The organism is Micromonospora sp. C41, from assembly GCF_018070485.1.
In the GTDB taxonomy this organism is placed as follows: domain Bacteria; phylum Actinomycetota; class Actinomycetes; order Mycobacteriales; family Micromonosporaceae; genus Micromonospora; species Micromonospora chalcea.
Genome location: NZ_JAGPXP010000049.1, coordinates 1 through 22,943, shown reverse-complemented (window position 1 = coordinate 22,943; position 22,943 = coordinate 1). Strand labels below are relative to the sequence as shown.

Below are 22,943 nucleotides of genomic sequence, written 5' to 3'. Positions count from 1 at the left end.
GCGCACCCGTCCACGGTAACCGTCCGGGGCGCGCGGCGACACGGCCCGGCCGTACCGTGATGACCATGCTGACCGGCCCGCCGTTCGCGCCCGTACCGCCGCCGCCACCGCGTGAGACCGGGCCGTGGCCGGTCGTCGCGGCCGTGCTCACCGGGTTCTGGGTCGTGCTGGTGACCGTTCCGGGTCAGGTCGGCGGCTGGCTCGTCGAGCAGGTCATGCTGGTCATGGGCCTGGACCGGGCGGTGGCGGTCTGGCCGGTGGTGGCGGTGGTCACCGTGCTGCTGGCCGGGGCGCCCTCGCTGGCGCTGGCGCTGGCGCCCCGCTCCCCCGCGCTGCGGGCGACCGGCCGCGCCTGGACCGCCGCCGTGGTCGCGCTGGGCGCGACGACGCTGCTGCGGACGGTGCCGCCGGTGCACCACGAGGCGTACCTGGCCGCGCTGGCGGTGACCGCCGCGGTGCTCGCGTTCGTCGCCGCCCGGCTGGCCCGCGTGCGTCCGCCCGTCGCCGTGGACGCGGTCCCGGAGGGCCGCTTCGGGACGGTGTCGCTGCTGGCGGTCGCGGCCGGGCTGGCGTCGCTGCTGCCCTGGGCGTGGGTGGGCGCGCTGGGCGGGGCGCTGGAGACGGTGCTCGCCGGGTTGGCCGCCGCCGCGCTCGGCACGCTCGCCGGGGCGCTGCTCGGCGCCCGGTTCTGGGCCGCGTTCGGGCCGGGTCCGGCCCGGTTGGTGCTGGTCGGCGGCCTGGTCGCGGGCGTCGCGTTGACGCCGCTCGCGGCCGCCGCCGGGCAGTCCGGCGTACAACTGCCGGCGCTGTTCCTGCTGCCGCCGCTCGGTTTCGTGCTGGCCGCGCTGGAGGCGGCGGCCCGGCAGTCGGGCCGCCCGGCCGGACCGGCGCCGGTGCGCTGGCTGATCGGGCTGGCGTTGCTGGGGCCGCTGGCGTTCACCGACCCGGAGGAGATCACCCTCCTGCTCGCCACCACCCGGGACACGCCGTTCTGGGTCGCCGTGGGCACCGGCGTCGCGTTCGCCGTCGCGGTCCTGCTCGCCCTCGGGTACGGCGTGCTGCTCGCCCGGTCCCGCGCCCGCGCGCCCCGGCGCGGTCCGGCCGCGCTCGCCGCCGCCGCGCTGCTCGTCGCCGTCGCCGTGGTGTACGTGGTCCCCGGCCAGCCGGGTCTGCACGGCGAGCGGCTGCTCGTGGTGCTGCGCGAGCAGGCCGACCTGACCGGGTTGCCGGCCGGGACGCCGGGACGGGCCGGGCGGGACGCCCGGGCGACCGAGGTCTACCGGCGGCTGGTCGCCACCGCCGACCGCACCCAGGGCGACCTGCGCCGCACGCTGACCGACATGCGGCTGAAGCCGACGCCGTACTACCTGGTCAACGCGATCGAGACGGACGGCGGCCCGGCGGTGCGGGCCTGGCTGTCCGGCCGGCCCGAGGTGGCCCGGGTGCTGGTCAGCCAGCGGCTGCGTCCGCTGCCCGCGCTCGCCCCGACGGCGCGCGGCGACGCCCCGGCGCCGACCGGACCGGCCTGGAACATCTCGCTGATCGGGGCGGACCGGGTCTGGTCGGAGCTGGGCGTCACCGGCTCCGGCGTGGTGGTGGGCAGCTCCGACTCCGGAGTGGACGGCCGGCACCCGGCGCTCGCCGGCGGCTTCCGGGGCGGCGACGACTCCTGGTACGACCCGTGGGAGGACCGCCGCGCCCCGGCCGACCGGGGTGGCCACGGCACCCACACGCTGGGCAGCGCGGTGGGCCGGGACGGCATCGGCGTGGCGCCCGGCGCGAGCTGGGTCGGCTGCGTCAACCTGGACCGCAACCTGGGCAGCCCGGCCCGCTACCTCGACTGTCTCCAGTTCATGCTGGCCCCGTTCCCGCCGGGCGGGAACCCGCTGACCGACGGCCGTCCGGCGCGCGCCCCGGACGTGCTCACCAACTCGTGGGGCTGCCCGCCGCTGGAGGGCTGCGATCCGGGGGCGCTGCGCCCGGCGACCGCGGCGCTGACCGCGGCCGGCATCCTGGTGGTGGCCGCCGCAGGCAACACCGGCCCGTCCTGCGGCTCGATCGTGGACCCGCCGGCGCCGTACCCGGACGTGCTGACCGTCGGGGCGGTGGACCGGCAGCGCCGCGTCACCGACTTCTCCAGCCGTGGTCCCGCGCCGGACGGCGTGGCCAAGCCGGACCTGGTCGCCCCGGGCGCGGCTGTGCTCTCCGCGATGCCCGGCGGCGGGTACGCGACGCTGGACGGCACCTCGATGGCCACGCCGCAGGTGGCGGGCGTGGTGGCGCTGATGTGGTCGGCGAACCCCGCGCTGGTCGGGGACCTGGAACGGACCCGGGCCATCCTGCGCGACACCGCGCAGCCGGTCCCGCGGCCCGCCGAGGCCTGCGGCGGACCGCGGGACGTCTCCGGCGCCGGGCTGGTCGACGCGTACGCGGCGGTGCGCGCGGCCCGGGCGGCCGCCACCGGTTAACAACCCTGTCCATTGGCCTGCCGATGCCCTACTGTCGGCGTCCATGGACGTGGAGATCATCGAGCTGGGCCGGGACCGGCTGCCCGAGGTGGTCGAGCTGTGCCGCGTGTCGCTCGACCTGCCGGAGGACGCGGTCGAGGCGTCCGGGGTGGTGGTCACCGTGGCGGAACGCGCCGGGGCCGACCGCCCGGTGCTGCGGCTCGGCGCGGTACGCGACGGCGCGTTGATCGGGGTGCTCGTCGGGTCGCTGTCGGCAGCCGATCCGCGGCTCGGCCACGTCGACCTGATCGCGGTCGCCCCGCCGGAGCGCCGCCAGGGTGTGGGCGGGGCGCTGCTGGCCGAGGCGGAGAGCCGGCTCGGCGCGCTCGGCGCGGCCGAGGTGCTGCTCGCCGGCAACCCGCCGCACTACGCCTGGCCCGGGGTCGACGTGCGCTACACCCCGGCGGTCTGCGCCGCGCAGCGGCTCGGCTACCGGCAGGACCGGACCGCCTGGAACATGACCGCCGACCTGTCCGAGGGGTCGGTGGCGCTGCGTCCCACCGAGGCCGCCGAGCGGCGGCTGGCCGGGCGGGGCGTGACGGTACGCCGGGCCACCCCGGACGACCTGCCGGCGCTCGCCGCGTTCGCCAGGTCCACGTTCGGCGGCACCTGGGACGGTGAGCTGGCCGGTTCGGTGGGGCGGCCGGACGCGGGCGTGCACCTGGCCGAGCGGGACGGTGAGATCCTCGGTTTCGCCGCCTACGGGTCGGCCCGGCCGAGCTGGTTCGGGCCGATGGGCACCGCGCCGGCGGCGGAGGGCTCCGGGATCGGTGGTGTGCTGCTGCGCCGCTGCCTGCGTGACCAGGCGGCGGCCGGGATCGGCGCGGCGCAGATCGGCTGGGTGGGGCCGGTGCCGTTCTACTCGAACGCGGCGGGGGCCCGGATCGAACGGGTGTTCTTCCTCTACCGGAAAGCCATCAAAGGGGCATAGACGCTAATAGCGCCATTCGACCTCCTTCGTCATCGACCGGGCTCTACGGTCGGGGGCAGAGGAGGCGGTGCATGACCACGAATGACGAACGGGCCGAGGAACCGTACGACGAGCTTCCCGGCCAGCTCCCGTTCGACCGGCTCGACATCGGTGACGCCGAGCAGCTCGCCGAGCTGACCGGCGCGGACCGGCCACCGGTGGAGGAGCAACGGCAGCCGGTGGACGAGCCGCGGCGGCTGCCGCCGTACGACCGGACGCACAAGCGACGCAACCAGCGCCCGCTGCCCACCTGACACGCACACGGAAAGGGGCGGACCGCTGACGCGGCCCGCCCCTTTCGGCGTACTGGGTGGAGCTGGACTCAGAAGTCCATCTCCCCGCCACCCGGGCCCGCCGGAGCGGCCGGGGTCTTCTCCGGCTTGTCCGCCACGACGGCCTCGGTGGTGAGGAACAGCGCGGCGATCGACGCGGCGTTCTGCAGCGCGGAACGGGTCACCTTGGCCGGGTCGATGATGCCCGCGGCCAGCAGGTCCACGTACTCGCCGGTCGCGGCGTTGAGGCCGTGACCCGGGTCGAGGTTGCGAACCCGCTCGACGACGACGCCACCCTCCATACCGGCGTTGACGGCGATCTGCCGCAGCGGGGCGTCCAGCGCGATCTTGACGATCTGCGCGCCGGTCGCCTCGTCGCCGGCCAGGTCCAGCTTGTCGAAGGCGGTCTTGCCGGCCTGCACCAGCGCGACGCCACCACCCGGGACGATGCCCTCCTCGACGGCGGCCTTCGCGTTGCGGACGGCGTCCTCGATGCGGTGCTTGCGCTCCTTCAGCTCGACCTCGGTGGCCGCGCCGACCTTGATCACCGCAACACCGCCGGCCAGCTTGGCCAGACGCTCCTGCAGCTTCTCCCGGTCGTAGTCGGAGTCGCTCTTGTCGATCTCGGCCCGGATCTGGTTCACCCGGCCCTGGATCTGCTCGGCGTCGCCGGCGCCGTCGACGATGGTGGTCTCGTCCTTGGTCACCACGACCTTGCGGGCGCGGCCCAGCATCTCGAGGCCGGTCGCGTCCAGCTTGAGGCCGACCTCCTCGCTGATGACCTGGCCACCGGTGAGGATGGCGATGTCGGTCAGCATGGCCTTGCGGCGGTCACCGAAGCCCGGCGCCTTGACGGCGACCGACTTGAAGGTGCCACGGACCTTGTTGACCACCAGGGTGGCCAGGGCCTCGCCCTCCAGGTCCTCGGCGATGATCAGCAGCGGCTTGCCCGACTGCATGACCTTCTCCAGGATCGGGAGCAGGTCCTTCACCGACGAGATCTTGCTGTTGACGATCAGGATGTACGGGTCGTCGAAGACGGCCTCCATACGCTCCGGGTCGGTCATGAAGTAGGCGGAGATGTAGCCCTTGTCGAAGCGCATGCCCTCGGTGAGCTCGAGCTCCAGGCCGAAGGTGTTGCTCTCCTCGACGGTGATGACACCTTCCTTGCCCACCTTGTCCATCGCCTCGGCGATGATCTCGCCGACGCTGGGGTCGGCGGCGGAGATGGAGGCGGTGGAGGCGATCTGCTCCTTGGTCTCCACGTCCTTGGCGAGCTTGAGCAGCTCCTCCGAGACGTTGGCCACGGCGGCCTCGATGCCCCGCTTCAGGGCCATCGGGTTGGCGCCGGCGGCCACGTTGCGCAGACCCTCACGAACCAGGGCCTGGGCCAGGACGGTCGCCGTCGTCGTGCCGTCACCGGCGACGTCGTCGGTCTTCTTCGCGACCTCCTTGACCAGCTCGGCGCCGATCTTCTCGTACGGGTCCTCGAGCTCGATCTCCTTGGCGATGCTCACACCATCGTTGGTGATGGTGGGGGCACCCCACTTCTTCTCGAGCACGACGTTGCGGCCCTTGGGGCCGAGCGTCACCTTCACGGCGTCGGCGAGCTGGTTCATGCCCCGCTCGAGGCCGCGGCGCGCCTCTTCGTCGAACGCGATCATCTTGGCCATACGGCGTTGTCCTCCTGGACACTCACGGGCCACCCGGGATGCCCGGATGGGCCGTCTGGTGTACGCACCTTGGGGACGTCGCCACCTGGCGACGACGACGTCTCCTCGGTCGGGCCGGACAGCCCGCGACGACCGGCCCCGTACCGCTCCGGCGCCACCTGGGACACCGGTGCGGCCGTGGCCCTACCGCCCCGACCTTCTGGCACTCACCGTATGCGAGTGCCAATGACTTGTTTAGCACTCTCCCTAGCCGAGTGCAAGCACGACCGCCCCGCTCAGCCGAGTTCCGCCGCCAGCTGAGCCGCGGTCACCGGGCCCTCCTGGGCCCGCTGCTCGGCGTACGTGACCACCAGCCCCACCTGCTGCGCCAGGTAGGCCGGAGCCGCCACCACGGCGCTGAGAACGGTAAGCGTCACCGCGCCGATCGCGGTGCCCACGGCGCCCATCGGCTCGAGCCCGAAGAGCGCCCCGCTGATCCCGCTCAGCACGACGTCCAGCAGCGTCGACACGACCAACGCCGCCACCACCAGCGCGACCCGGCCCAGCACCATGCCGAACCGGCTGTGGAACATCCGCCACGACCGCCCGACCGGATCCCGCCGCTCGAACAGGTAGACCGGACCGAACAGGGCGAGCGCGAGCGCGGCGTAGAGGCCGGGCAGCAGGCAGAAGCAGGCGCCGAGCGTGACCAGCAGCGACACCACGATGGTCCAGCCCCAGAGGCCGAGGGCTCGGCTCAGCCCGTACCGGAAGGCGGCGCCGAGCCCGGCCGGCTGACCGGCCGCCTGCCGGGCGATCACCCAGGTGCCCGCCGCCCAGCCCATCGCCTGGAGCGCGCCGAAGATCAGCCCGGCGAACAGGATCGCGCCGTAGAAGCCGAGCGTCTGCGCCCAGAAGTTCTCCGGCAGCACCGGCGACCCGTCCGGCGCGGTCGCCATCTGCCCGTCGGGGCTGAGGACGAGCGTGAGGACGCCGATCACCATCGCCGGGGGGACCTGGGTGAGCAGCACGATCGGCAGGAGCTGCCGCCAACCGCGCCGCAGCGCCCCCCAGCAACGGGCGAACCATGGGCCGATGCCCGCGTGCGGCGGGTTGACGAGCGGGTCCTGCGGGTCGATGCCGGGAAACCAGCCGGCGTACGCACCGGGGCCGGCGGCCACCGGGTAGGCGGCGCCCGGCATCGGATGAGCCGGGTACCCGGGCCAGCCCGCCTGGGGAGGACCAGCCGGGTAGCCCGGCATCGTGGGGTAGCCCGGCGGCGTGGGGTAGCCCGGCGGCGTGGGGTAGCTGGGGGGCGGGGCGGCACCCGGCGCGGTCCAGCCGGCCGGGTCGCCCCCACCGGGCGGGGTGGCCGGGTCGGCGGGAGTGGCCGGGCCGGACGGGTTCGGGTGGGCGGGCTGCGCGTCGTACCCGGGTTGATGCGGAATGCTCGGGCCATAGCCGGTCTGGTCGGCCCAGGGATCGGCGGGCGCCGGGCCGGGAGCGGGCACGGACGGCCCGGCGCTCCCCGACGACGCCGGATCGGTGGCCGGAGGCGGAGGCGCGGTCGGGTCGGCCGGAGAGCCGGACGGCGTCGGCGACACCGGTTCGGTGGAACCCGGCGGAGGCAGATCGGACATGGGCCCTCCTCAGCGGCTACGGCTGGAACGGCTCATGATCTTCCATGGTGCACGCTCACAGCGCAGCCCCCCGGTCGGTGGACCCGGCTGCGGAACCGCCCGGCGGGCGGAGGTCAGGCGATGACGCGGACCCGCTCGGCCTGCGGACCCTTCTGCCCCTGCGCGATCTCGAACTCGACCCGCTGGCCGTCGTCCAGCGCCTTGTAACCGTCCATCTCGATCGCGGAGAAGTGGACGAAGACGTCCTGCCCGCCGTCGACGGCGATGAAGCCGTAGCCCTTTTCGGCGTTGAACCACTTCACGGTGCCCTGTGCCACGGTGCACTTCCTCACTCTGCGCGGCGTTCCAACACCCGGAAACCGGCGGACCGGCACCGGTAGCACACCGGTTCAGCGATCGGCGACGACCACTGAATTCGGTGACCGAAATCGCACGCTACACGAGGCGTGACGACGGCGCACGACCACAAATCGGGCATATTCCGGGCGGTACCCGGCCCCGGTCACGCGCCTGCGCCGGCCCGTCCGGTATGCATGCGGCATGACCAGCGCGCCCACCACGACCACCGTTCGCCGGGTCCGGCCGACCGACGCCGCCCGGATGCGGGCGCTGCGGCTGGAGATGCTGGCCGACTCCCCACTGGCCTTCCTGGAGACGGTGGCCGAGGCCGCCGCCCGGCCGCACGCGGAGTTCGCGGCCCGGGTCGCGGCCGTCTCCCGGGGCGACCACACCGCCCAGTTCGTGGCCGACCCGGGCGGCCGGCTGGTCGGCCACGCCGGTGGCACCGCCGCGCCGGACGAGCCGGGCCTGACGCTCGTCTACGCGGTCTACGTGACGCCGGCCCGACGGGGCAGCGGTCTGCTCGCCGCGCTCGTCGACGAGGTGGCCGCCTGGTCGCGCGCCTGCGGACGGCCCGAGCTGATGATGGAGGTAGTGGTCGGCAACGACCGGGCCTACCGGGCCTACCAGAAGCTGGGCTTCGTGGACACCGGCGTACGCGTGCCGCACCCCAGGATCCCCCGCCTGCACGAACTCCAGATGCGCCGCCCGGCGTGAGGCCGACCGGACGCAGTTGTTAAGAGGGGGCCCCTCCTATACCGGAGGCGTTAAGAAGGGGCCCCTCCTTTCAGGAGTGGCGGCGGCTCTGGACGATGCGGAACCGGTTCGCCACGTACGCGCCGTCGGTCAGCGCCGAGTTGGCCGCCGCGTTCGCGCCGGAGCCGTGGAAGTCGGAGAACGCCGCCGACTGGTTGACGAACACCCCGCCGGTGAGGTTGCAGGACAGGTGCACCCCGGCGTCGATGGCCGCCTTCTCTGCCTCGTCCAGCACGGCCTCGTCGGTGGAGTAGACGCCCGCGGTCAGCGCGCCCTTCTCGCCCACCGTCTCGCGCAGGATGCGCAGGCTGTGCTCGGTCGAGTCGGTCGCGATGGCGAACGAGATCGGCCCGAACCACTCCCGCGAGTAGGTGGCGGTGTCGGAGGCGTCCAGCTTCACCACAGTCGGCGTACGCACCACCGCGCCGGGGAAGGACGGGTGCTCGACTACGCGCGACTCCAGCACCGGCTCGCCGACCTTGGTGACCTCGTCCAGCCGCTCCAGCACGCCGTCGTTGACGATCGCGCCGGTCAGCTCGACGCCGCGGGCCGGGTCGGCGGTCAGCTTGGCGACCGCGCCGGCGATCCCGGCGGCCACCTCGTCGAAGCTCTTGTGCCCCTGGTCGGTCTCGATTCCGTCGCGCGGGATCAGCAGGTTCTGCGAGGTGGTGCACATCTGGCCGCTGTACAGCGTCAGCGTGAAGCCGAGGTTGCGGCAGAGCCCGGCGAAGTCGTCGGTGGAGTCGATCACCACCGTGTTCAGGCCGGCCTTCTCGGTGTAGACGGCCGCCTGCCGGGCGTTCGCCTCCAGCCAGTCGCCGTACTCGGTGGAGCCGGTGAAGTCGACGATCTTCACGGCCGGGTCCAGGGCCAACGTCGTGGCGAGCTTCTCGCCGGGCGCCTCGGGCGCGAGCTGCACCAGGTTCGGGTCGAACCCGGCCTCGGCGAGCACCTCGCGGGCGTACTTCACGGTGATCGCCAGCGGCAGCACCGCGCGCGGGTGCGGCTTCACCACTACCGGGTTGCCGGTGGCCAGCGAGGCGAACAGACCGGGGTACGAGTTCCAGGTGGGGAACGTGTTGCAGCCGATGACCAGCGCGACCCCGCGCGGCACCACGTGGAACGTCTTGGTCATCCGGAGCGGGTCGCCCTTGCCCGCGGCCTTCTCCCAGCCGGCGGTCCCCGGGTGGCGGGTCATCTCGGCGTACGCGTAGGCGACCGCCTCCAGCGCCCGGTCCAGCGCGTGCGCGCCTCCGGCCTGGAACGCCATGACGAACGCCTGGCCGCTGGTGAACTGCACCGCGTTGGCCAGCTCGAAGACGTTCTTGTGCAGCCGGGCGAGGATCTCCAGGCAGACGCCCACCCGGGCCTGCGGGCCGGCGTCGCGCCAGGCGGGCAGCGCGGCGCTCGCGGCGGACACGAGCTGGTCGGCGCCCGCGTGCGGGTAGCGCACGTCCAGCGCCACGCCGAACGGGCTGACCTCGGTGGCGACCGTGCTGCCGTCACCGGCCTGGTCGAGCGGGAAGTCGCCACCCAGGTACGCCTCGAAGGCGGCCTTGCCGTCGGCGGCGGCGGTCTCGCCGTACACCCGGGGGCTGGGTGACTCGGGGTAGGCCGACCAGTACCCGCGCTCCGCGATCGCGGTCAGCGCCCGGTCGAGGGTCTCGCGGTGCCTGTCGTACAGGGGGTGCGGGGTCTCCGTCATGCCCGCCATCATGCAACAGAAAGGCACCAGATCAGTAGGGGCGTGTCACAACTCAGATCGTCAACTGCCAGTCGACGGAACCGGCGGCCGGGCGGAAGCCCAGTTGCTCGTTGATCGCGATCATGTGCCGGTTCGCGACCGCGTTCCAGGTGTCGACGGCCCGCAACGCCGGTTCGTGTGTCAGCGCGTACTCCAGGTTCCCGGCCTTGCAGAGCAGGCCGAGCCGGCGGCCGCGGTGGTCGGGGTCGACGAGGGTGATCTCCTGCCAGGCGTGGTCGGCGCTGCTCGCGTCCAGGCTGAGCTGGGTCCAGCCGACCAGGCGGCCGGTCGCCTCGTGCACCACGCCGGTGTTGTACCGGCGTACGCCCCGGGCATCGAGCGCCCGCTCCGCGTCGCGTACCCGCGCCGCGTCCATCCGCTCCGGCTTCCAGTCCAGCTCACCCATCGGCGCGTCGAGCAGCAGCCGGCCCTGGAGGTAGGCGACGTCCGCGACGTACTCCTCGGGGGTGTGATCGCGCCACCGCACCGGCCGGTATCCGGTGGCCGCGGTGCGGGCCTGGGCCAGCAGCGCGGCGAGCCGGTCACGGTCGAGCCCGGTCACATCGAGGCGGCGGCGGACGTCGGCCAGCGCCGGCTTGGCGCCCAGGGCGGCGGCGAACGCAGCGCCGGGGAAGACCCGGTCCTCCTCGCCGGGCAGCGCGGCGGTGGTCGAGCCGACCAGGCGTTTGCCGCCGTGCTCGCGGAGCAGCCGCACGCCGTGCTCGTGCAGCACGCGGCCGATGCCGCGCCTCCGGTACGCCGGGTCGACTGTCAGTTCGACTGTCGCGTTCTCGGTGTTCTCGATCGTGTGCAGGTGCAACCGGAGCCAGCCCACCGGCAGGCCGTCCAGGCGGGCGACGAGCCAGCGTCCCTCGATGCCGGGCATCGGGTGCGACAGCAGCGCCTCGAAGCGGCGGCGGCAGATCGGCGGGAGGTCCGGCTCGTCGACGGCCTGGGCGGCGCAGGCGATCCGGTACGCCGCGTCGAGCGTCTGCCGGTCGGCGGGATCAAGCGGCGTCACGGTCAGCGTCATGTCACCCAGGGTGCGCCGGACACAGCGAAGAGGCCAGCGGTTTTCCGCTGGCCTCTTCGGACGTTGGTCGGGAGGGACGTCCGCACAACGCCTCCGGCGTTGGGTCGCAAGAACTTGAAAAGTCTCCGGCGGATGCCCTCCCGCACGAAGCATCTTGCGCCGTCCGGTTCCTGCCGTCAAGTCCTTGAGGGTGGTTTTCTGGCACTCACCGCACATCACCGGTTACCCACCGGTCTCACCCGATCCCCCACCCGGGCGAGCCCCACCTCCCCCACCCGGCCGAGGCGCCGGGCTCCGGGTCAGGACAGCAGGCCGGCGTCCCGGGCGGCGCGCAGGGACGGCTTGATGCGGTGGGTGGGGCCCACCTGGGCGGCCACCGCGTCGAGCGTCTTCAGGCCCTCGCCGGTGTTGAACACGACCGTCTCGGCGGACGGGTCGAGCCGGCCCGACTCGACCAGCTTGCGCAACACCGCGACCGTCACGCCGCCCGCCGTCTCGGCGAACACCCCGGTGGTACGGGCGAGCAGCCGGATGCCGGCGCGGATCTCGTCGTCGTCGGCGTAGTCCATCCAGCCGCCGGTACGGCGCACCGCCTCCAGCGCGTACAGCCCGGCGGCGGGGTCGCCGATGTTCAGCGACTTGGCGATGCCGGTCGGCTTGACCGGCGTGATCGTGTCGGTGTCGCCGTGCAGCGCGGTGGCGATCGGGTTGCAGCCGGCCGACTGCGCGCCGAACACCTTCCAGCCACCGGCCGGCGCCTCGACCAGGCCGATCTCGACCAGCTCGGCGAACGCCTTGTCGATCTTGGTGAGCAGCTCGCCACTGGCCATCGGGATGACCACCTGGGCCGGGATCCGCCAGCCGAGCTGCTCGGCCACCTCGTAGCCGAGCGTCTTGGAGCCCTCGGCGTAGTAGGGCCGCACGTTCACGTTGACGAACGCGGTGTCCTCGAACTCGTCGGTCTCCACCAGTTCGCCGCAGAGCCGGTTCACGTCGTCGTACGAGCCGTCGATGGCGACCAGGTCACCGCCGTAGACAGCGGTGGTGACGACCTTGCCCTGCTCCAGGTCGCCGGGGATGAAGACGACAGACGGCACGCCGGCCCGGGCCGCGTGTGCGGCGACGGAGTTGGCGAGGTTGCCGGTGGAGGCGCAGGCATAGCGGGTGAAGCCGAGCTGCCGGGCCGCGGTCAGCGCCACCGAGACGACCCGGTCCTTGAACGAGTGGGTGGGGTTCGCGCTGTCGTCCTTGACCCACAGCGGCGCGGTGAGTCCCAGCTCGGCGGCGAGGTTCGGGGCGGCGACCAGCGGGGTCAGCCCCGGGTCGAGCGTGACCCGGGTGTCCGGGTCCTGACCGGCCGGCAGCAGCGCCGCGTACCGCCAGATGTTCGCCGGACCGGCCTCGATCTGCTCCCGGGTGACGGTGGCGAGCGCGGCGGTGTCGTAGTCGACCTCCAGCGGCCCGAAGCACTCGTAACAGGCGTGCTGGGCGGCCAGCGGGTAGCGCGCCGAACAGGCGCGGCAGACCAGGGCGCGGGCCGGGCTGAGGGTGGTGTCGATGCCGGTGGCGGCGGGAAGCGTCGACGTCATGTCGAGGATTTCCTCTCATCTTTCCCCGCATCGCCGGGTGCGGCGGGGACGGAATTGGCACCTGCCCGCTGCCGCTCGTCGTCGAGCGTGCGGGTGGTTGCCGGGGCGTCGTCGGGCCGTATCCCTCAGCCCCTCTGGATGAGGTATTCAGTTGTGCCGCCGAGTCTATGCGCTGCTCACGGCCGCGCCACCCCGGGATCCCACGCTGTGGGCCGGCTCAGCGTCCGACCACCGCGGCCGGCTCCACCACGGCGGGCCGGTCCACCACCGCGAGCGGCTCCGGCGCCGTCGTGGTCACGGCTGCCGGGCGGGTACGGGTGACCAGGTTCGCGGCCACCAGGGCGGCGATGGTCAGCCCGGCACCCACCAGCTCGATCGCGACCGGCCGGTACCCGCGCAGGATCTGCACCGCGAACGTGACCACCGGCACCAGGTTCATGAACAGCGCGGCGTCGGCCGGGCCGAGTCGCCGTACACCGGTGTTCCAGGCCAGCACCGCGAGGACGGCGGCGATCAGCACCGCGTACGCCAGTTGGGGGGCGACCGCGACGAGGTCGGCGGCGGCCGGCGCGTGCTGGAGCCCGGTGAGGTCGGCGACGGCGCTGGCGGCGAGCATGGCGAGCATGCCCGTGACGGCGGTCAGCGTGGTGTAGCGCAGCGCCGACCATTCGGGGAACCGGCTCGCGCCGTGCGTGTAGAAGGCCCAGCCGATCACCGCGCCCAGCATGAGCAGCCCGCCGACGCCGAACTGTCCGAGCCCGTCCAGCCGGCCGCGGGTGATCACCAGGCCGACGCCGACCAGGGCCACCAGTGCCAGTCCGAGCAGCGCCGGGCGGGGGCGTACGCCGTCGCGCGCCCAGCGGACCAGCTGGGTGATCAGCGGCACGGTGGCGCCGAACAGCGCGATCTGCTGCGGGGTGGCGTGGCCGAGGGCGAGGTTCGTCAGCGTGTTGAAGCCGGCGAAGCCGAGTGCGCCGAGCAGCCACACCTCGGCCGCGCGCCCGCGCGTGGCGAGTGCGGCCAGCCCTTCGCGGGCCAGCAGCAGGGCGACCAGCACGGCGGTGGCGAGGACGTACCGGGCGGTGGTCAGGTTGAGGGCGTCCACCCGGGTCAGCGCGCTCGCCAGCACGGGGAACATGACGCCCCAGCTGAGCACTGCGAAGATCGGGAAGGCGGCGGAACGGAAGCGCATCCCAGCTCCTATGTTCGAGTATCGTCGAACCAAACGCCACGACTCTAGGAGCTTGTTCGACGATTGTCGAACATGGGTTATCGTAGTCACATGGAGCTGCACGAACCCGAGCTGCGCGAGGTCCCGGTCACCGCCGTGCTGGCGGCGCTGGCCGACGACGTGCGGCTGCAGATCGTGCGCGCGCTCGCGCCGGGCGGGGAGCACGCCTGCGGCTCGTTCGAGTTCGGCGTCTCCAAGGCCACCCGCAGCCACCACCTGAAGGTGCTGCGCGAGGCGGGCCTGACCCGCACCCGCATCGCGGGCACCACCCGGTACGTGCGGCTGCGCCGCGACGAGCTGGACCGCCTCTACCCGGGCCTGCTCGACGCCGTCCTCACCGCGCCCGCCCGGCCGCAATGATCAGCCTCCCCGCCACTCCCGGCGGGATGACATGATCGCCTGATGCGGAAGGCGACTGCCCGGATCGGGCTCCTCGCCGGCGCGGCACTGCTCGCCGGCTGCACCCCGGCACCGGCCCCGGTCGACGGGCCGCCGTCGGCGCCACCCCGGCCCGGCGCCGAGCCCGCCGCCACGTGCTCCCCGGAGGGCATCCGGATCACCGGGCTCGGGGTGAGCGCGGCGATGGGGCTGCGGGCGATGGGCCTGGACCTGGTCAACTGCGGCGACCGCCCGTACGAGCTGCGTGGCTATCCGGCGGTCGCGCTCCGGGACGCCGACGGGGACGCGATAACGGTACGGATCATCCCGGGCGCCGCGCCGATCACCGCCGGCTTCGACCACCCGCCCACGCGGATCGTGCTGGCGCCGGGCGAACGGGCCGGCGCGGCGCTGATCTGGCGCAACCTCGTCACCGACCCGACCGTGGTGGCCACCGCGGGCGCCGAACTCGACGTCGCCCCGTCGACCGGCCGGCCGGCGTACCCGGTCGAGCTGGACGGGCCGATCGACCTCGGGAACACCGGCCGGCTCGGCGTCAGCGCCTGGAAGCGCCGCGACGCCGACCCGGCGACGCAGGCGCCCCCGCGCTCCGATCCACCGGCCCCCTCGACCTCGCCGGTCAACCCGCTCTGACTCAGATCGCGGTACGGAAGCGCCCTCCCGTACCGCGATCTCGCCGGACGGCGGCTCAGGCCGGGACCGACGCGGGCGACGCGGTGGCGGGCTCGGCCGGGGCGGCGCGGCGGCGGGCGAGCAGCGCGTCCAGCGCCCAGTTGCCCGGGCCGAGCACGGCGACCAGCAGGAACGACCAGCAGAAGAGCGCCGCCAGTTCGCCGCCGTTCTGCAGCGGCATCAGGTTCTCCGGCTGGTGCACAGTGAAGTACGCGTACGCCATCGAACCGGAGGCGAGCAGCGCGGCCGGACGGGTGAGCAGGCCGACGAGCACCAGCACGCCGCAGACGAGCTGGATCAGCGCCGCCCACCAACCGGGCCAGGTGGCGAACGGGACGGCCTCGCCGGAGCCTCGGTTACCGCCGAGGACGCCGAATATCGACGCCGCGCCGTGGCATAGGAACAGCAGCCCCACAACAGCGCGGAACAGGGACAGGACAGGGCCGCTGAGCTGGGTCGGAATCATGTGTGACCTCCTGGGGCGGGTGTTTGACCGCTCCAGGATGGCGATTGCACGTATCGATGTTAATCAATTTCTTTGCAGGCGGGACAATTGCATGGGAACGCTCCCATGATATGGGCGGACGCGCCAATGCGGGTACCCCCGACAGTCACCTCAGCTGGTGACGTCCTTGCGGGTGAAACGCCAGAAGGCCAGGCTCCAGAACAACGTGGCGTAGACGATTGCCGAGAACGCGCCCTTGACCACGTCGTCGGTCTGCATCGGCGTGGACAGCAACCCCAGCCAGGCGCTGCTGTAGTGGGTGGGCAGCAGGTTCCGCAGCCCGCCCAGCGCGGTGATCTGATCCAGGATGCTGGACAGGATCCAGAGCAGCACCGCGCCACCGACCGCGCCGAGCGCGGCATCGGTGGTCACCGACAGCAGGAACGCCAGCCCGGCCACCACCAGCAGCACCACCGCCAGGTACCCGAGCACCCCGAGCAGCCGCAGCAAGCCGTCGGCCGGGGCCAGCTCGGCCGAGACCTGGCTGCTCAACGGCTTCCAGCCGTACCGCAGCGTGCCGACCAGCAGCGCGGTGCCCGCGAGCAACAGCAGCGCCAGCCCGGAGTACGCGAGCGCGACGACCAGCTTCACCGCGAGCAGCCGGGCCCGGGGCACCGGCACCGCCAGCAGGTAGCGCAGGCTGCCCCAGCTCGCCTCGCTGGCCACCGTGTCGCCGCAGAACAACGCCACCACCACGACCAGCAGGAACGACGCGGAGACCAGGATCGAGAACAGGGTGAAGTTGAGCCCGCCCGAGGTGGCCAGGTCGGCCAGGCTGGAGAACTCGCCCCGCCCGCCGCGGTCGTCGTCCCCGGAGTCGAACTGGAACGCCACCAGGATGATCAGCGGCAGCAGCACCATGAACCCCAGCGCGAGCTGGGTACGCCGGCGCGACGCCTGCCGCCGGAACTCCGCGGCGAACGGAAGCGTGGCCGAGGGCCGGTAACCGGCCGCCGCACCGCCCGCGCCGGGCCCGGACGTGCCGCCACCAGGCGACGATGCCACAGACGAACCCGCCATCACCGGTCCCCGCTTCCCCGAGAGTTCTCGCCGACCAGGGCGAGGAACGCGTCCTCCAGGCGGCGCCGGGGCACCACCCGGTCCACTCCGATACCGGCCCGGACCAGCTCGGCCACCACCTCGCTGCGCGCGGTGCCGTTGGTGTCGACCACCAGCGCGCCCTCGGCGTCGGGCAGCACCCGTACGCCGTCGAGCCGGTCGAGCACCGTACGCGCCGCGTCCGGGTCGCTCACCTCGAACAGCACGCTCGGCGACTCGCCGACGATCTCCTCGACCGGACCCGAGGCGACGATCCGGCCCTTGTTCACCACCACGGCGTGCGTGCAGGTCTGCTCCACCTCGGCCAGCAGGTGGCTGGAGACCAGCACCGCCCGGCCGTCGGTGGCGTAGCGCTGGAGCACCCGGCGCATCTCGGCGATCTGCGGCGGGTCCAGCCCGTCCGTCGGCTCGTCCAGCACCAGCAGCTCGGGCAGGCCGAGCATGGCCTGGGCGATGGCCAGCCGCTGCCGCATGCCGTGGCTGTACTTCCTCGTCCGCCGGTGCACCGAGTCGCCCAGGCCGGCGATCTCCAGCGCCTCGTCGAAGTGCGCGTCCTCCCACGGCCGCCCGGTCGCCCGCCAGTACGCCTTGAGGTTGTCCAGGCCGGACAGGTGCGGCAGGAAGCCCGGCCCCTCGACCAGCGCGCCGATCCGGGACAGCACCGGCGAGCCGGGCACCAGCCGGTGCCCGAAGACGTAGATCTCCCCGGCGGTGGGCTGGGTCAGCCCCATCAGCACCCGCAGCGTGGTGGTCTTGCCCGCGCCGTTGGGGCCGAGCAGGCCGACCACCTGCCCGGGGTGCACCTCGAAGTCGACGTCGGAGACCGCGACGAAGCCGTCCGCGTACTCCTTGCGCAGGTTGCGCACGGCGAGCGGGACGCCCGCGTACTCCGGGTGCACGGAGTTGTCCTGGCGGCGGTGCCGGCGGCGGGTGAGCAGCACGACCACGACGAGCCCGAGCACGATTGCGGCGAGCAGCCCGGCCAGCGCCCAGCGCCACACCACTGCCGTGGTGGGGATGGGCGTGGCCTCGACGGTGGGCAGCGTCAGCGGCCCGTCGGCCAGCGCCACCGTGTGCACGGCCGGCTCGGCCGGCGAGGCGTACGCCTGGTCCGACGTCGCCACCACGAGCCGCAGCCGGTGCCCGGCCTCGACCCGGCGGACGATCCCCGGCAGCGTGACGGTGACCGGCGTGGCCGCGTCGACGGAGCTGGGCAGGCCGGTCAGGCGCACCGGCGCGACCAGGCCGGACGGCAGCGTGGCCGCCCCCTGCGGGTCGACGTCGTAGAGCTTCACGAACAGCACCGCCTCGCCGGTCGGGGAGGCGGCCCGGATCCGCACCGTGGGCGCGCCCACCACGTCGACCGGCTCGTCCAGCGGCGCGGACTCGAAGCGGGCGTGCTGGCCCGGGATGTCACCGGCCACGCCGTCCAGCAGCGAGCCGAGCGCGCCGGCGAACGGCACCGAGGAGATCGCCGCCGGGTTGCCGTTGGGCGGTACGGCGACCGGCTGGGGCGGACCGGCGAGCGTGACCTCGCGGCGGTCCTCCCCGGCCAGGCCCGGATAGTCGGCGGTACGGAAGCCGGTGGCGACCAGGCCCCGGTCGAGCGCGTCGAACCCGGCGATGCGGGAGAACGTGAACGTGTCGCCGGGCGCCGCCCCGTCCCCCTTGACGTAGTGGTCGAGCCACTGCGCGGTCAGGAACTTCACCCGGTCGGAGTCGGAGGTGGGTCCGGAGCCGCCGTCGTGGCCGCCGGTGAACCAGGCGACCCGCACCGGCGTGCCGGCGGCGGCGATGCCCCGCGCGTTGGCGTCCGCCTCGGCCAGCGGGAAGAGCGTGTCCGCCTCGCCCTGGACCAGCAGCGTCGGGGACTTGATCCGGTCCAGCACGCCGGCCGGCGACGACCGGCGCAGCAGCTCGACCGCCGCCGCGTCGGCCCGGCCCGTGGTCGCGATGCGCAGGTACGCGGCGCAGACGTCGGCGGCGAAGCGCCCGCAGGACGGGTCGGCGGCGCCGGCCGGCGCGCGACCGGAGCCGGTACCGGGACCGGCGCCCGGCTGCGGGCTCGGCGGTCCGGCCGACTCGGGCGCGCCCTCCGGCGCGGCGGCGGTGGCCCCGGAGAGCCCGGCCGGACCGGAGCCGGCGTTCCCGCCGCCACCGAAGAAGATCCCCGCCCAGCCCTTCTTGAACACGCCGTCGGTGGGCTGCCGGCCGGTGCTCTCCGGCAGGAACGCGCGGGACAGGTCGTTCCAGGTGATCATCGGGACGATCGCGTCGACCCGCTGGTCCTGCGCGGCCAGCAGCAGGGCCAGGCCGCCGCCGTACGAGCCGCCGACCACGCCGACGCGGGGGTCGCCCGGCGAGTCGAGGCGGATGTCCGGCCGGGCCGCGAGCCGGTCGAGCAGGCGCTGGGCGTCCCGCACCTCGTAGTCGGGGCTGTCCAGGTGGATCTGGCCGCCGCTGCGCCCGAAGCCGCGGGCGGTCCAGGTGAGCACCGCGTACCCCCGGGCGGCCAGGTCCTCGGCGTCGGAGCGGACCGAGTCCTTGGTGCCACCGAACCCGTGCGCCAGCAGCACCGCCGGCACGCGGTTCGCTTCCGACGCGCGGTCCGGCAGGTAGAGCGTGGTGTCCAGCTCGACCGGCTCGTCACCGGAGGGCCCGGAGCGGACCGTCACCAGCGCCGACTCGGTGCGGAAGTCCGGGCTCTGCGGCCGGGCCACCCAGACGAGCGCGGCGGCGACGAGGACTACCACCGCCACGACGGCGACGATCCGGCGTGGGCGTCCGGCCAGGGCGCGCCGGATCCGCGCGACTGGTGATCTCATGCGGCACACGGTACGGGCCGATCGCTGTGCATTCGCTGAGATCCGCCGTACGTCCGTCCGGTTGCGCCGTTCGTCGATCGCCCACCGTCGTCCGCCAAAGGTCCAGAGCATCCCAGCGGCACATGTTCGGATCATGTGAATTCACATCTACACGCGCAAACCATCGTCGATGTCACTTCTCGGCAACATGATCGGACGCTGAGTGACGTCGAAGCTCACTCAGCGTCGCCCAGAATGGACTGACGTGAAGCCGACTCATCGGCCGAGGTTGCACAGACGTCCGGTTCGGCTACTTTTCCGGTCCGGTGCACGGGACTGCGTACGGCGACCTCCCGGGGCACCGAACGCCCCGCCGTCGCCGGAGGAGACACACCATGACAGTCCCCGCGCCGCGGGTCCGTCGGCGGCCCGCCGTACCGGGCCGCACGCTTCCCCTGCTGCTGGTGCTGGCGCTGCTCGTACCGCTCGGGTTCATCTTCGCCCAGTCCGAGAGCAGCGCCGCGGACGACCACGACCTGGCGAGCCGGGAACGGCTCGGTGTGCGCTACCTGCGCGCCCTCGGCCCGATCACCGACGCGCTGGTGGAGGCCCAGGCGATAGCGGTCGCCGAGGGAGCCGTCTCCCGGGGCGCGCTCACCGCCGCGATCGAGGGCGTCGCCGAGGTGGACAGCGCCGTCGGCGACGAGTTGCGCACCCACGAGCGCTGGGCCGGGCTGCGGGCGAAGCTCGAGTCGCTGCCGGACCGCGGGCTCGGCGACCCCGAGGCGGCCTTCCGGGCCTACGGCGAGGCGTCCGACCTGCTCCTGGCCCTCTACCGCAAGGTGCGGGAGAGCTCCGGGCTGATCCGCGACCCGCGCTCGGACTCGTTCTTCCTCCAGGACGGCATCGGCGGTGACCTGCCCACCGCGACCGTGCTGGCCGGGCGGCTCGTCGACCTGGCCCGGCTGGCGGCCAAGCGCCCCGCCGCCGAGCGCGCGCGGACCGGCGCGGAACTGGCCGAGCTGCGCGTCGCCGCGCTCGGCCCGGCCACCGACCTCGTCGCCGACCTGCGCTCCGCCGTCGACAGCTCGGAGAGCACCGACCTGGGCGCCAACGTGCTCACCCCGCTGGACACCTACCAGCGCTCGCTGGAGACGTTCTCGGTCTACTCGGCGCCCGGCGGCGGGCGGTCCGCGCCGAGCACCGACCAGCTCACCCAGGCCGGCATCACCGCGCAGAACGCCGCCAAGCAGCTCCGGACGGTCATCCTCGACCAGCTCGACGCGCTGCTGAAGGAACGGCTGGACGCGATCGACCGGGACCGCCTGCTGGGCCGGGCCGCGGCCGGCACCGCTGTCGCGCTGCTCGCCGGGATCGCCGCGCGGCACCGCGCCGCGCTACGGCGGGCGCGGGCCGCCGGCCCTCCCCCGGCGCGCCGCACGCCGGCCGAGGCCGGACCCCCACCGGCGGTCCACGCTGACCCGCCGATCACCGTGTCCGAGGGTGACCGCCAGCCGGTCGCCGTCGGCCGGGGCGGCGACGCCGACCGGTGGAGGCCGTTCGATGCTGCTCGCTAGGTTACGGATCCGGGGCAAGCTCGCCCTGCTGGTGATCATCCCGCTGCTCAGCATGGTCGGGCTGGCCGTTCCGGTGGTCATCGACCGGGTGGCCGCCGCGCAGCGGGCCGCCGACACCGCCGAGACGGTCCGCATCGCCAGCCGCGTCGGCAGCCTGGTCCAGGATCTCCAGCAGGAACGCCTGCTCTCGGTCGGGCTGCTGCTCGGACGGGTGTCCCGCACCGAGCTGATCCAGAAGTCGGCCACCGTCGACGACCGGGTCGCCGATCTGCGCGCCGAGACGCTGCCGACGACGGTCCGCGAGAGCCTCGACGGGGTACGCAAGCTGGACGACGTCCGCACCGCCACGCTCGCCGGCCGGGCCAGGCCGGACCAGATCCTGACCGCGTTCAGCGAGGTCGACACCGCCCTGATCGACGCGCTGCGACTGCCGTACCAGGTGGACACCGACACCGCCGCCGGGCGGCAGGTGCTCGCCCTGGACGCGTTGCTGCGCGTCGACGAGGCGCTCAGCTCCTGCACCACCCAGATCGTGCTGGTCAAGGCGACCGGCGACCCGCGGATGTCGCGGTCGTTCGTGGCGTGCATGGCGGCGCTCAACGTCGACAACCGGCGCTTCCGCCGGCTGATCACGCCGGAGCAGCTCAAGGTGGCCGAGCTGGACGACGCGGCGGTGGCCGCGCGGACCAGCCCGACGTTCCTGGTGGACAGCCTCCGGGACCCCGACGCGGCGATCGCGCCGGTCTCGCTGGACGTGCTCTTCCCCGCGTCCCGGTCGATGATCACGCTGGGCCAGTTCGTCGAGAAGAAGGTCGTCGCGGACGTCATCGCGGAGACCCGCGCCCGGGAGCGGGAGGCTCTGACCGCGGCCTGGCTGGTCACCGTGGCGGCGGGCGTCATCCTGCTGGTCGTGGTGCTGCTGAGCATGACGGTGGCCCGTACCGTCGCCCGCCCGCTGAGCCGGCTCACCCGCTCCGCCGAGCGGGTCGCCCGGGTCGCCGAGGCGGAGCTGACCCGGGTCGCCGACGACGAGTCCGAGAGCGTGCCCCCGGTACGCCTCGACCCGGTGGAGGTGAGCGCCCGGGACGAGATCGGTGAGCTGGCCCGCGCGTTCGACCGGGTGCAGCACACCGCCGCCCGGCTGGTCGAGCGGCAGGTGGCCGGACGCCGCAACGTGGCGCAGATGTTCGGCCACGTCGGACGGCGTACCCAGAACCTGGTCGGCCGCCAGATCGCGCTCATCGACCGGCTGGAGCGGCAGGAGACGGACCCGGGCCGGCTGGAGCACCTGTACCGGCTGGACCACATCTCCAGCCGTCTGCGCCGCAACGCGGGCAGCCTGGTGGTGCTCTCCGGCGCCACCGGCTCGGACGGCCACGTGGCGCCGGTCCCGCTGGCCGACGTGGTCCGGCTCGCGCTCGGCGAGATCGAGGACTACACCCGCGTCGACGTGGAGGTGCCGCCCGGCGTCGCGGCGGCGCCGGCGATCGTCGGCGACCTGGTGCTGACGCTGGCCGAGCTGATGGAGAACGCCACCTCCTTCTCGGCGCCGCACACCCGCGTGGTGGTGACCGGCGAGCTGACCGACGGCGGCGCCCGGCTCGTGGTGGTCGACCACGGCATCGGCCTGACCGAGGAGCGGATGGCCGAGGAGAACGCGCGGTTCGACCGCCGGGAGCGGCTCGACCTCGCCCCGACCGAGGTGCTCGGCCTCTTCGTCGTCGGCCGGCTGGCCCGGCGGCACGGCTGGCACGTCCGGCTGACGCCGACCCCCGGGGGCGGAGTCACCGCCACCCTGGAGGTCCCGGCCGACTCGCTCGTGGTCCGCCGCCCCGAGCCGGTCTTCGCCACCGCCACGCTGGCCGCTGTGCCGCCCGGCGGGCACGAGCACGGGACGGCAGCGGTCGAACCGCCCGCCGGCTTCGACGCGGAGCTGCTGAGCCGGGCCACCCGCAGCATGTCCAGCGGCAACCCGTGGAACGCCTTCGGCAAGCGGGACGACGCTCCGGAGCCGGCCGAGGATCCGGGCCTGCCCACCGCCGGCGCGCCGCCCGCCTGGCCGCCGGCCGCAGGTGCGCCCGCCACCCGGCCGGCCGGGCCGGTGGCGCACCCCGGCCGTACCTCCCCGCCGACACCGGTCGTCGGCCCGGTCCCGGTCGCTCCCCCGGCCGCCGGGCCGACGACCGGCCCGACC

18 protein-coding genes and 1 riboswitch are annotated in these 22,943 nt (G+C 73.8%); of the genes, 8 read left to right on the top strand and 10 right to left on the bottom strand.

All coding sequences use genetic code 11. The features are described from left to right. Positions 1-59: 59 nt before the first annotated feature. The 3 genes from KBX43_RS29955 to KBX43_RS29945 all read left to right on the top strand — a co-directional run bounded on the left by KBX43_RS29955 (position 60) and on the right by KBX43_RS29945 (position 3,731). A complete protein-coding gene (locus tag KBX43_RS29955) occupies positions 60-2,468 on the top strand; it encodes a S8 family serine peptidase (protein ID WP_064446726.1) in 2,409 nt (802 codons plus the stop codon). 43 nt (positions 2,469-2,511) lie between these two features. After that, on the top strand, positions 2,512-3,438 hold the full coding sequence (locus KBX43_RS29950) for a GNAT family N-acetyltransferase (protein ID WP_064446727.1): 927 nt from the start codon (positions 2,512-2,514) through the stop codon (positions 3,436-3,438). A 71-nt stretch (positions 3,439-3,509) separates the two neighbouring features. Further along, positions 3,510-3,731 carry a hypothetical protein gene (locus tag KBX43_RS29945; RefSeq protein ID WP_104112573.1) on the top strand — a complete coding sequence of 74 codons (222 nt, stop codon included), beginning with the start codon at positions 3,510-3,512 and terminating at the stop codon, positions 3,729-3,731. 68 nt (positions 3,732-3,799) lie between these two features. Here KBX43_RS29945 and groL read toward each other — a convergent pair whose 3' ends face one another. From groL to KBX43_RS29930, 3 genes are all read right to left on the bottom strand, one after another. After that, the gene (gene groL, locus KBX43_RS29940; protein WP_018787968.1) at positions 3,800-5,422 is read right to left on the bottom strand and encodes a chaperonin GroEL; all 1,623 of its coding nucleotides are present in this window, start codon (positions 5,420-5,422) and stop codon (positions 3,800-3,802) included. A 275-nt stretch (positions 5,423-5,697) separates the two neighbouring features. After that, complete coding sequence (locus tag KBX43_RS29935) at positions 5,698-7,041, bottom strand: hypothetical protein (protein WP_210888452.1); 1,344 nt, start codon at positions 7,039-7,041, stop codon at positions 5,698-5,700. Between the two features lie 113 nt (positions 7,042-7,154). Continuing rightward, positions 7,155-7,358 (bottom strand): cold-shock protein, encoded by a 204-nt coding sequence (locus KBX43_RS29930; protein WP_013288855.1) that lies wholly within the window; start codon positions 7,356-7,358, stop codon positions 7,155-7,157. A gap of 223 nt (positions 7,359-7,581) precedes the next feature. Here KBX43_RS29930 and KBX43_RS29925 point away from each other — a divergent pair, with 223 nt between their 5' ends. Further along, positions 7,582-8,097, top strand: coding sequence for a GNAT family N-acetyltransferase (locus tag KBX43_RS29925; RefSeq protein ID WP_043327984.1), 516 nt, complete (start codon positions 7,582-7,584; stop codon positions 8,095-8,097). A 70-nt stretch (positions 8,098-8,167) separates the two neighbouring features. On the opposite strand, the gene paaN is transcribed toward KBX43_RS29925, so the two are convergent. The 4 genes from paaN to KBX43_RS29905 form a co-directional block, all read right to left on the bottom strand. Further along, a complete protein-coding gene (gene paaN, locus KBX43_RS29920) occupies positions 8,168-9,841 on the bottom strand; it encodes a phenylacetic acid degradation protein PaaN (protein WP_197494891.1) in 1,674 nt (557 codons plus the stop codon). A gap of 52 nt (positions 9,842-9,893) precedes the next feature. After that, a complete protein-coding gene (locus KBX43_RS29915) occupies positions 9,894-10,913 on the bottom strand; it encodes a GNAT family N-acetyltransferase (protein WP_064446730.1) in 1,020 nt (339 codons plus the stop codon). Positions 10,914-11,212: 299 nt separating this feature from the next. Continuing rightward, on the bottom strand, positions 11,213-12,502 hold the full coding sequence (thrC, locus tag KBX43_RS29910) for a threonine synthase (RefSeq protein WP_064446731.1): 1,290 nt from the start codon (positions 12,500-12,502) through the stop codon (positions 11,213-11,215). Between the two features lie 12 nt (positions 12,503-12,514). Beyond that, positions 12,515-12,647, bottom strand: a riboswitch (SAM riboswitch). A gap of 72 nt (positions 12,648-12,719) precedes the next feature. Continuing rightward, entirely contained in the window at positions 12,720-13,694 is a 975-nt protein-coding gene (locus KBX43_RS29905; protein WP_051611342.1) for a DMT family transporter, read from the bottom strand. A 90-nt stretch (positions 13,695-13,784) separates the two neighbouring features. On the opposite strand from KBX43_RS29905, the gene KBX43_RS29900 reads away from it, so the two are divergent. Beyond that, the gene (locus tag KBX43_RS29900; protein ID WP_210888451.1) at positions 13,785-14,093 is read left to right on the top strand and encodes a helix-turn-helix transcriptional regulator; all 309 of its coding nucleotides are present in this window, start codon (positions 13,785-13,787) and stop codon (positions 14,091-14,093) included. A gap of 42 nt (positions 14,094-14,135) precedes the next feature. Continuing rightward, positions 14,136-14,765, top strand: coding sequence for a DUF4232 domain-containing protein (locus KBX43_RS29895; protein ID WP_210888449.1), 630 nt, complete (start codon positions 14,136-14,138; stop codon positions 14,763-14,765). A 55-nt stretch (positions 14,766-14,820) separates the two neighbouring features. On the opposite strand, the gene KBX43_RS29890 is transcribed toward KBX43_RS29895, so the two are convergent. The 3 genes from KBX43_RS29890 to KBX43_RS29880 all read right to left on the bottom strand — a co-directional run bounded on the left by KBX43_RS29890 (position 14,821) and on the right by KBX43_RS29880 (position 19,193). Continuing rightward, positions 14,821-15,270, bottom strand: coding sequence for a DoxX family protein (locus KBX43_RS29890; RefSeq protein ID WP_210888447.1), 450 nt, complete (start codon positions 15,268-15,270; stop codon positions 14,821-14,823). 150 nt (positions 15,271-15,420) lie between these two features. Then, a complete protein-coding gene (locus tag KBX43_RS29885; protein WP_043327978.1) occupies positions 15,421-16,329 on the bottom strand; it encodes an ABC transporter permease in 909 nt (302 codons plus the stop codon). Beyond that, the gene (locus KBX43_RS29880; protein ID WP_064446734.1) at positions 16,329-19,193 is read right to left on the bottom strand and encodes an alpha/beta fold hydrolase; all 2,865 of its coding nucleotides are present in this window, start codon (positions 19,191-19,193) and stop codon (positions 16,329-16,331) included. Before KBX43_RS29880 ends, KBX43_RS29885 begins: the two co-directional genes overlap by 1 nt. 374 nt (positions 19,194-19,567) lie before the next feature. Between KBX43_RS29880 and KBX43_RS29875 the strand changes: the two genes are divergently transcribed. Both KBX43_RS29875 and KBX43_RS29870 read left to right on the top strand, forming a co-directional pair. Further along, the gene (locus KBX43_RS29875; protein ID WP_210888445.1) at positions 19,568-20,749 is read left to right on the top strand and encodes a hypothetical protein; all 1,182 of its coding nucleotides are present in this window, start codon (positions 19,568-19,570) and stop codon (positions 20,747-20,749) included. Continuing rightward, a partial coding sequence (locus tag KBX43_RS29870) for a nitrate- and nitrite sensing domain-containing protein (RefSeq protein WP_210888442.1) occupies positions 20,736-22,943 on the top strand: 2,208 nt, incomplete at its 3' end. The genes KBX43_RS29875 and KBX43_RS29870, both read left to right, overlap by 14 nt.

What these genes read in the sequence shown, in the direction of transcription:
- KBX43_RS29925 (WP_043327984.1), top strand. Translation starts at nt 7,582, where the DNA reads ATGACCAGCGCGCCCACCACGACCACCGTTCGCCGGGTCCGGCCGACC.
- paaN (WP_197494891.1), bottom strand. Translation starts at nt 9,841, where the DNA reads ATGACGGAGACCCCGCACCCCCTGTACGACAGGCACCGCGAGACCCTC.
- KBX43_RS29935 (WP_210888452.1), bottom strand. Translation starts at nt 7,041, where the DNA reads ATGTCCGATCTGCCTCCGCCGGGTTCCACCGAACCGGTGTCGCCGACG.
- KBX43_RS29905 (WP_051611342.1), bottom strand. Translation starts at nt 13,694, where the DNA reads ATGCGCTTCCGTTCCGCCGCCTTCCCGATCTTCGCAGTGCTCAGCTGG.
- KBX43_RS29915 (WP_064446730.1), bottom strand. Translation starts at nt 10,913, where the DNA reads ATGACGCTGACCGTGACGCCGCTTGATCCCGCCGACCGGCAGACGCTC.
- KBX43_RS29890 (WP_210888447.1), bottom strand. Translation starts at nt 15,270, where the DNA reads ATGATTCCGACCCAGCTCAGCGGCCCTGTCCTGTCCCTGTTCCGCGCT.
- KBX43_RS29945 (WP_104112573.1), top strand. Translation starts at nt 3,510, where the DNA reads ATGACCACGAATGACGAACGGGCCGAGGAACCGTACGACGAGCTTCCC.
- KBX43_RS29895 (WP_210888449.1), top strand. Translation starts at nt 14,136, where the DNA reads ATGCGGAAGGCGACTGCCCGGATCGGGCTCCTCGCCGGCGCGGCACTG.
- KBX43_RS29900 (WP_210888451.1), top strand. Translation starts at nt 13,785, where the DNA reads ATGGAGCTGCACGAACCCGAGCTGCGCGAGGTCCCGGTCACCGCCGTG.
- thrC (WP_064446731.1), bottom strand. Translation starts at nt 12,502, where the DNA reads ATGACGTCGACGCTTCCCGCCGCCACCGGCATCGACACCACCCTCAGC.
- KBX43_RS29955 (WP_064446726.1), top strand. Translation starts at nt 60, where the DNA reads ATGACCATGCTGACCGGCCCGCCGTTCGCGCCCGTACCGCCGCCGCCA.
- KBX43_RS29875 (WP_210888445.1), top strand. Translation starts at nt 19,568, where the DNA reads ATGACAGTCCCCGCGCCGCGGGTCCGTCGGCGGCCCGCCGTACCGGGC.
- KBX43_RS29885 (WP_043327978.1), bottom strand. Translation starts at nt 16,329, where the DNA reads ATGGCGGGTTCGTCTGTGGCATCGTCGCCTGGTGGCGGCACGTCCGGG.
- KBX43_RS29950 (WP_064446727.1), top strand. Translation starts at nt 2,512, where the DNA reads ATGGACGTGGAGATCATCGAGCTGGGCCGGGACCGGCTGCCCGAGGTG.
- groL (WP_018787968.1), bottom strand. Translation starts at nt 5,422, where the DNA reads ATGGCCAAGATGATCGCGTTCGACGAAGAGGCGCGCCGCGGCCTCGAG.
- KBX43_RS29880 (WP_064446734.1), bottom strand. Translation starts at nt 19,193, where the DNA reads ATGAGATCACCAGTCGCGCGGATCCGGCGCGCCCTGGCCGGACGCCCA.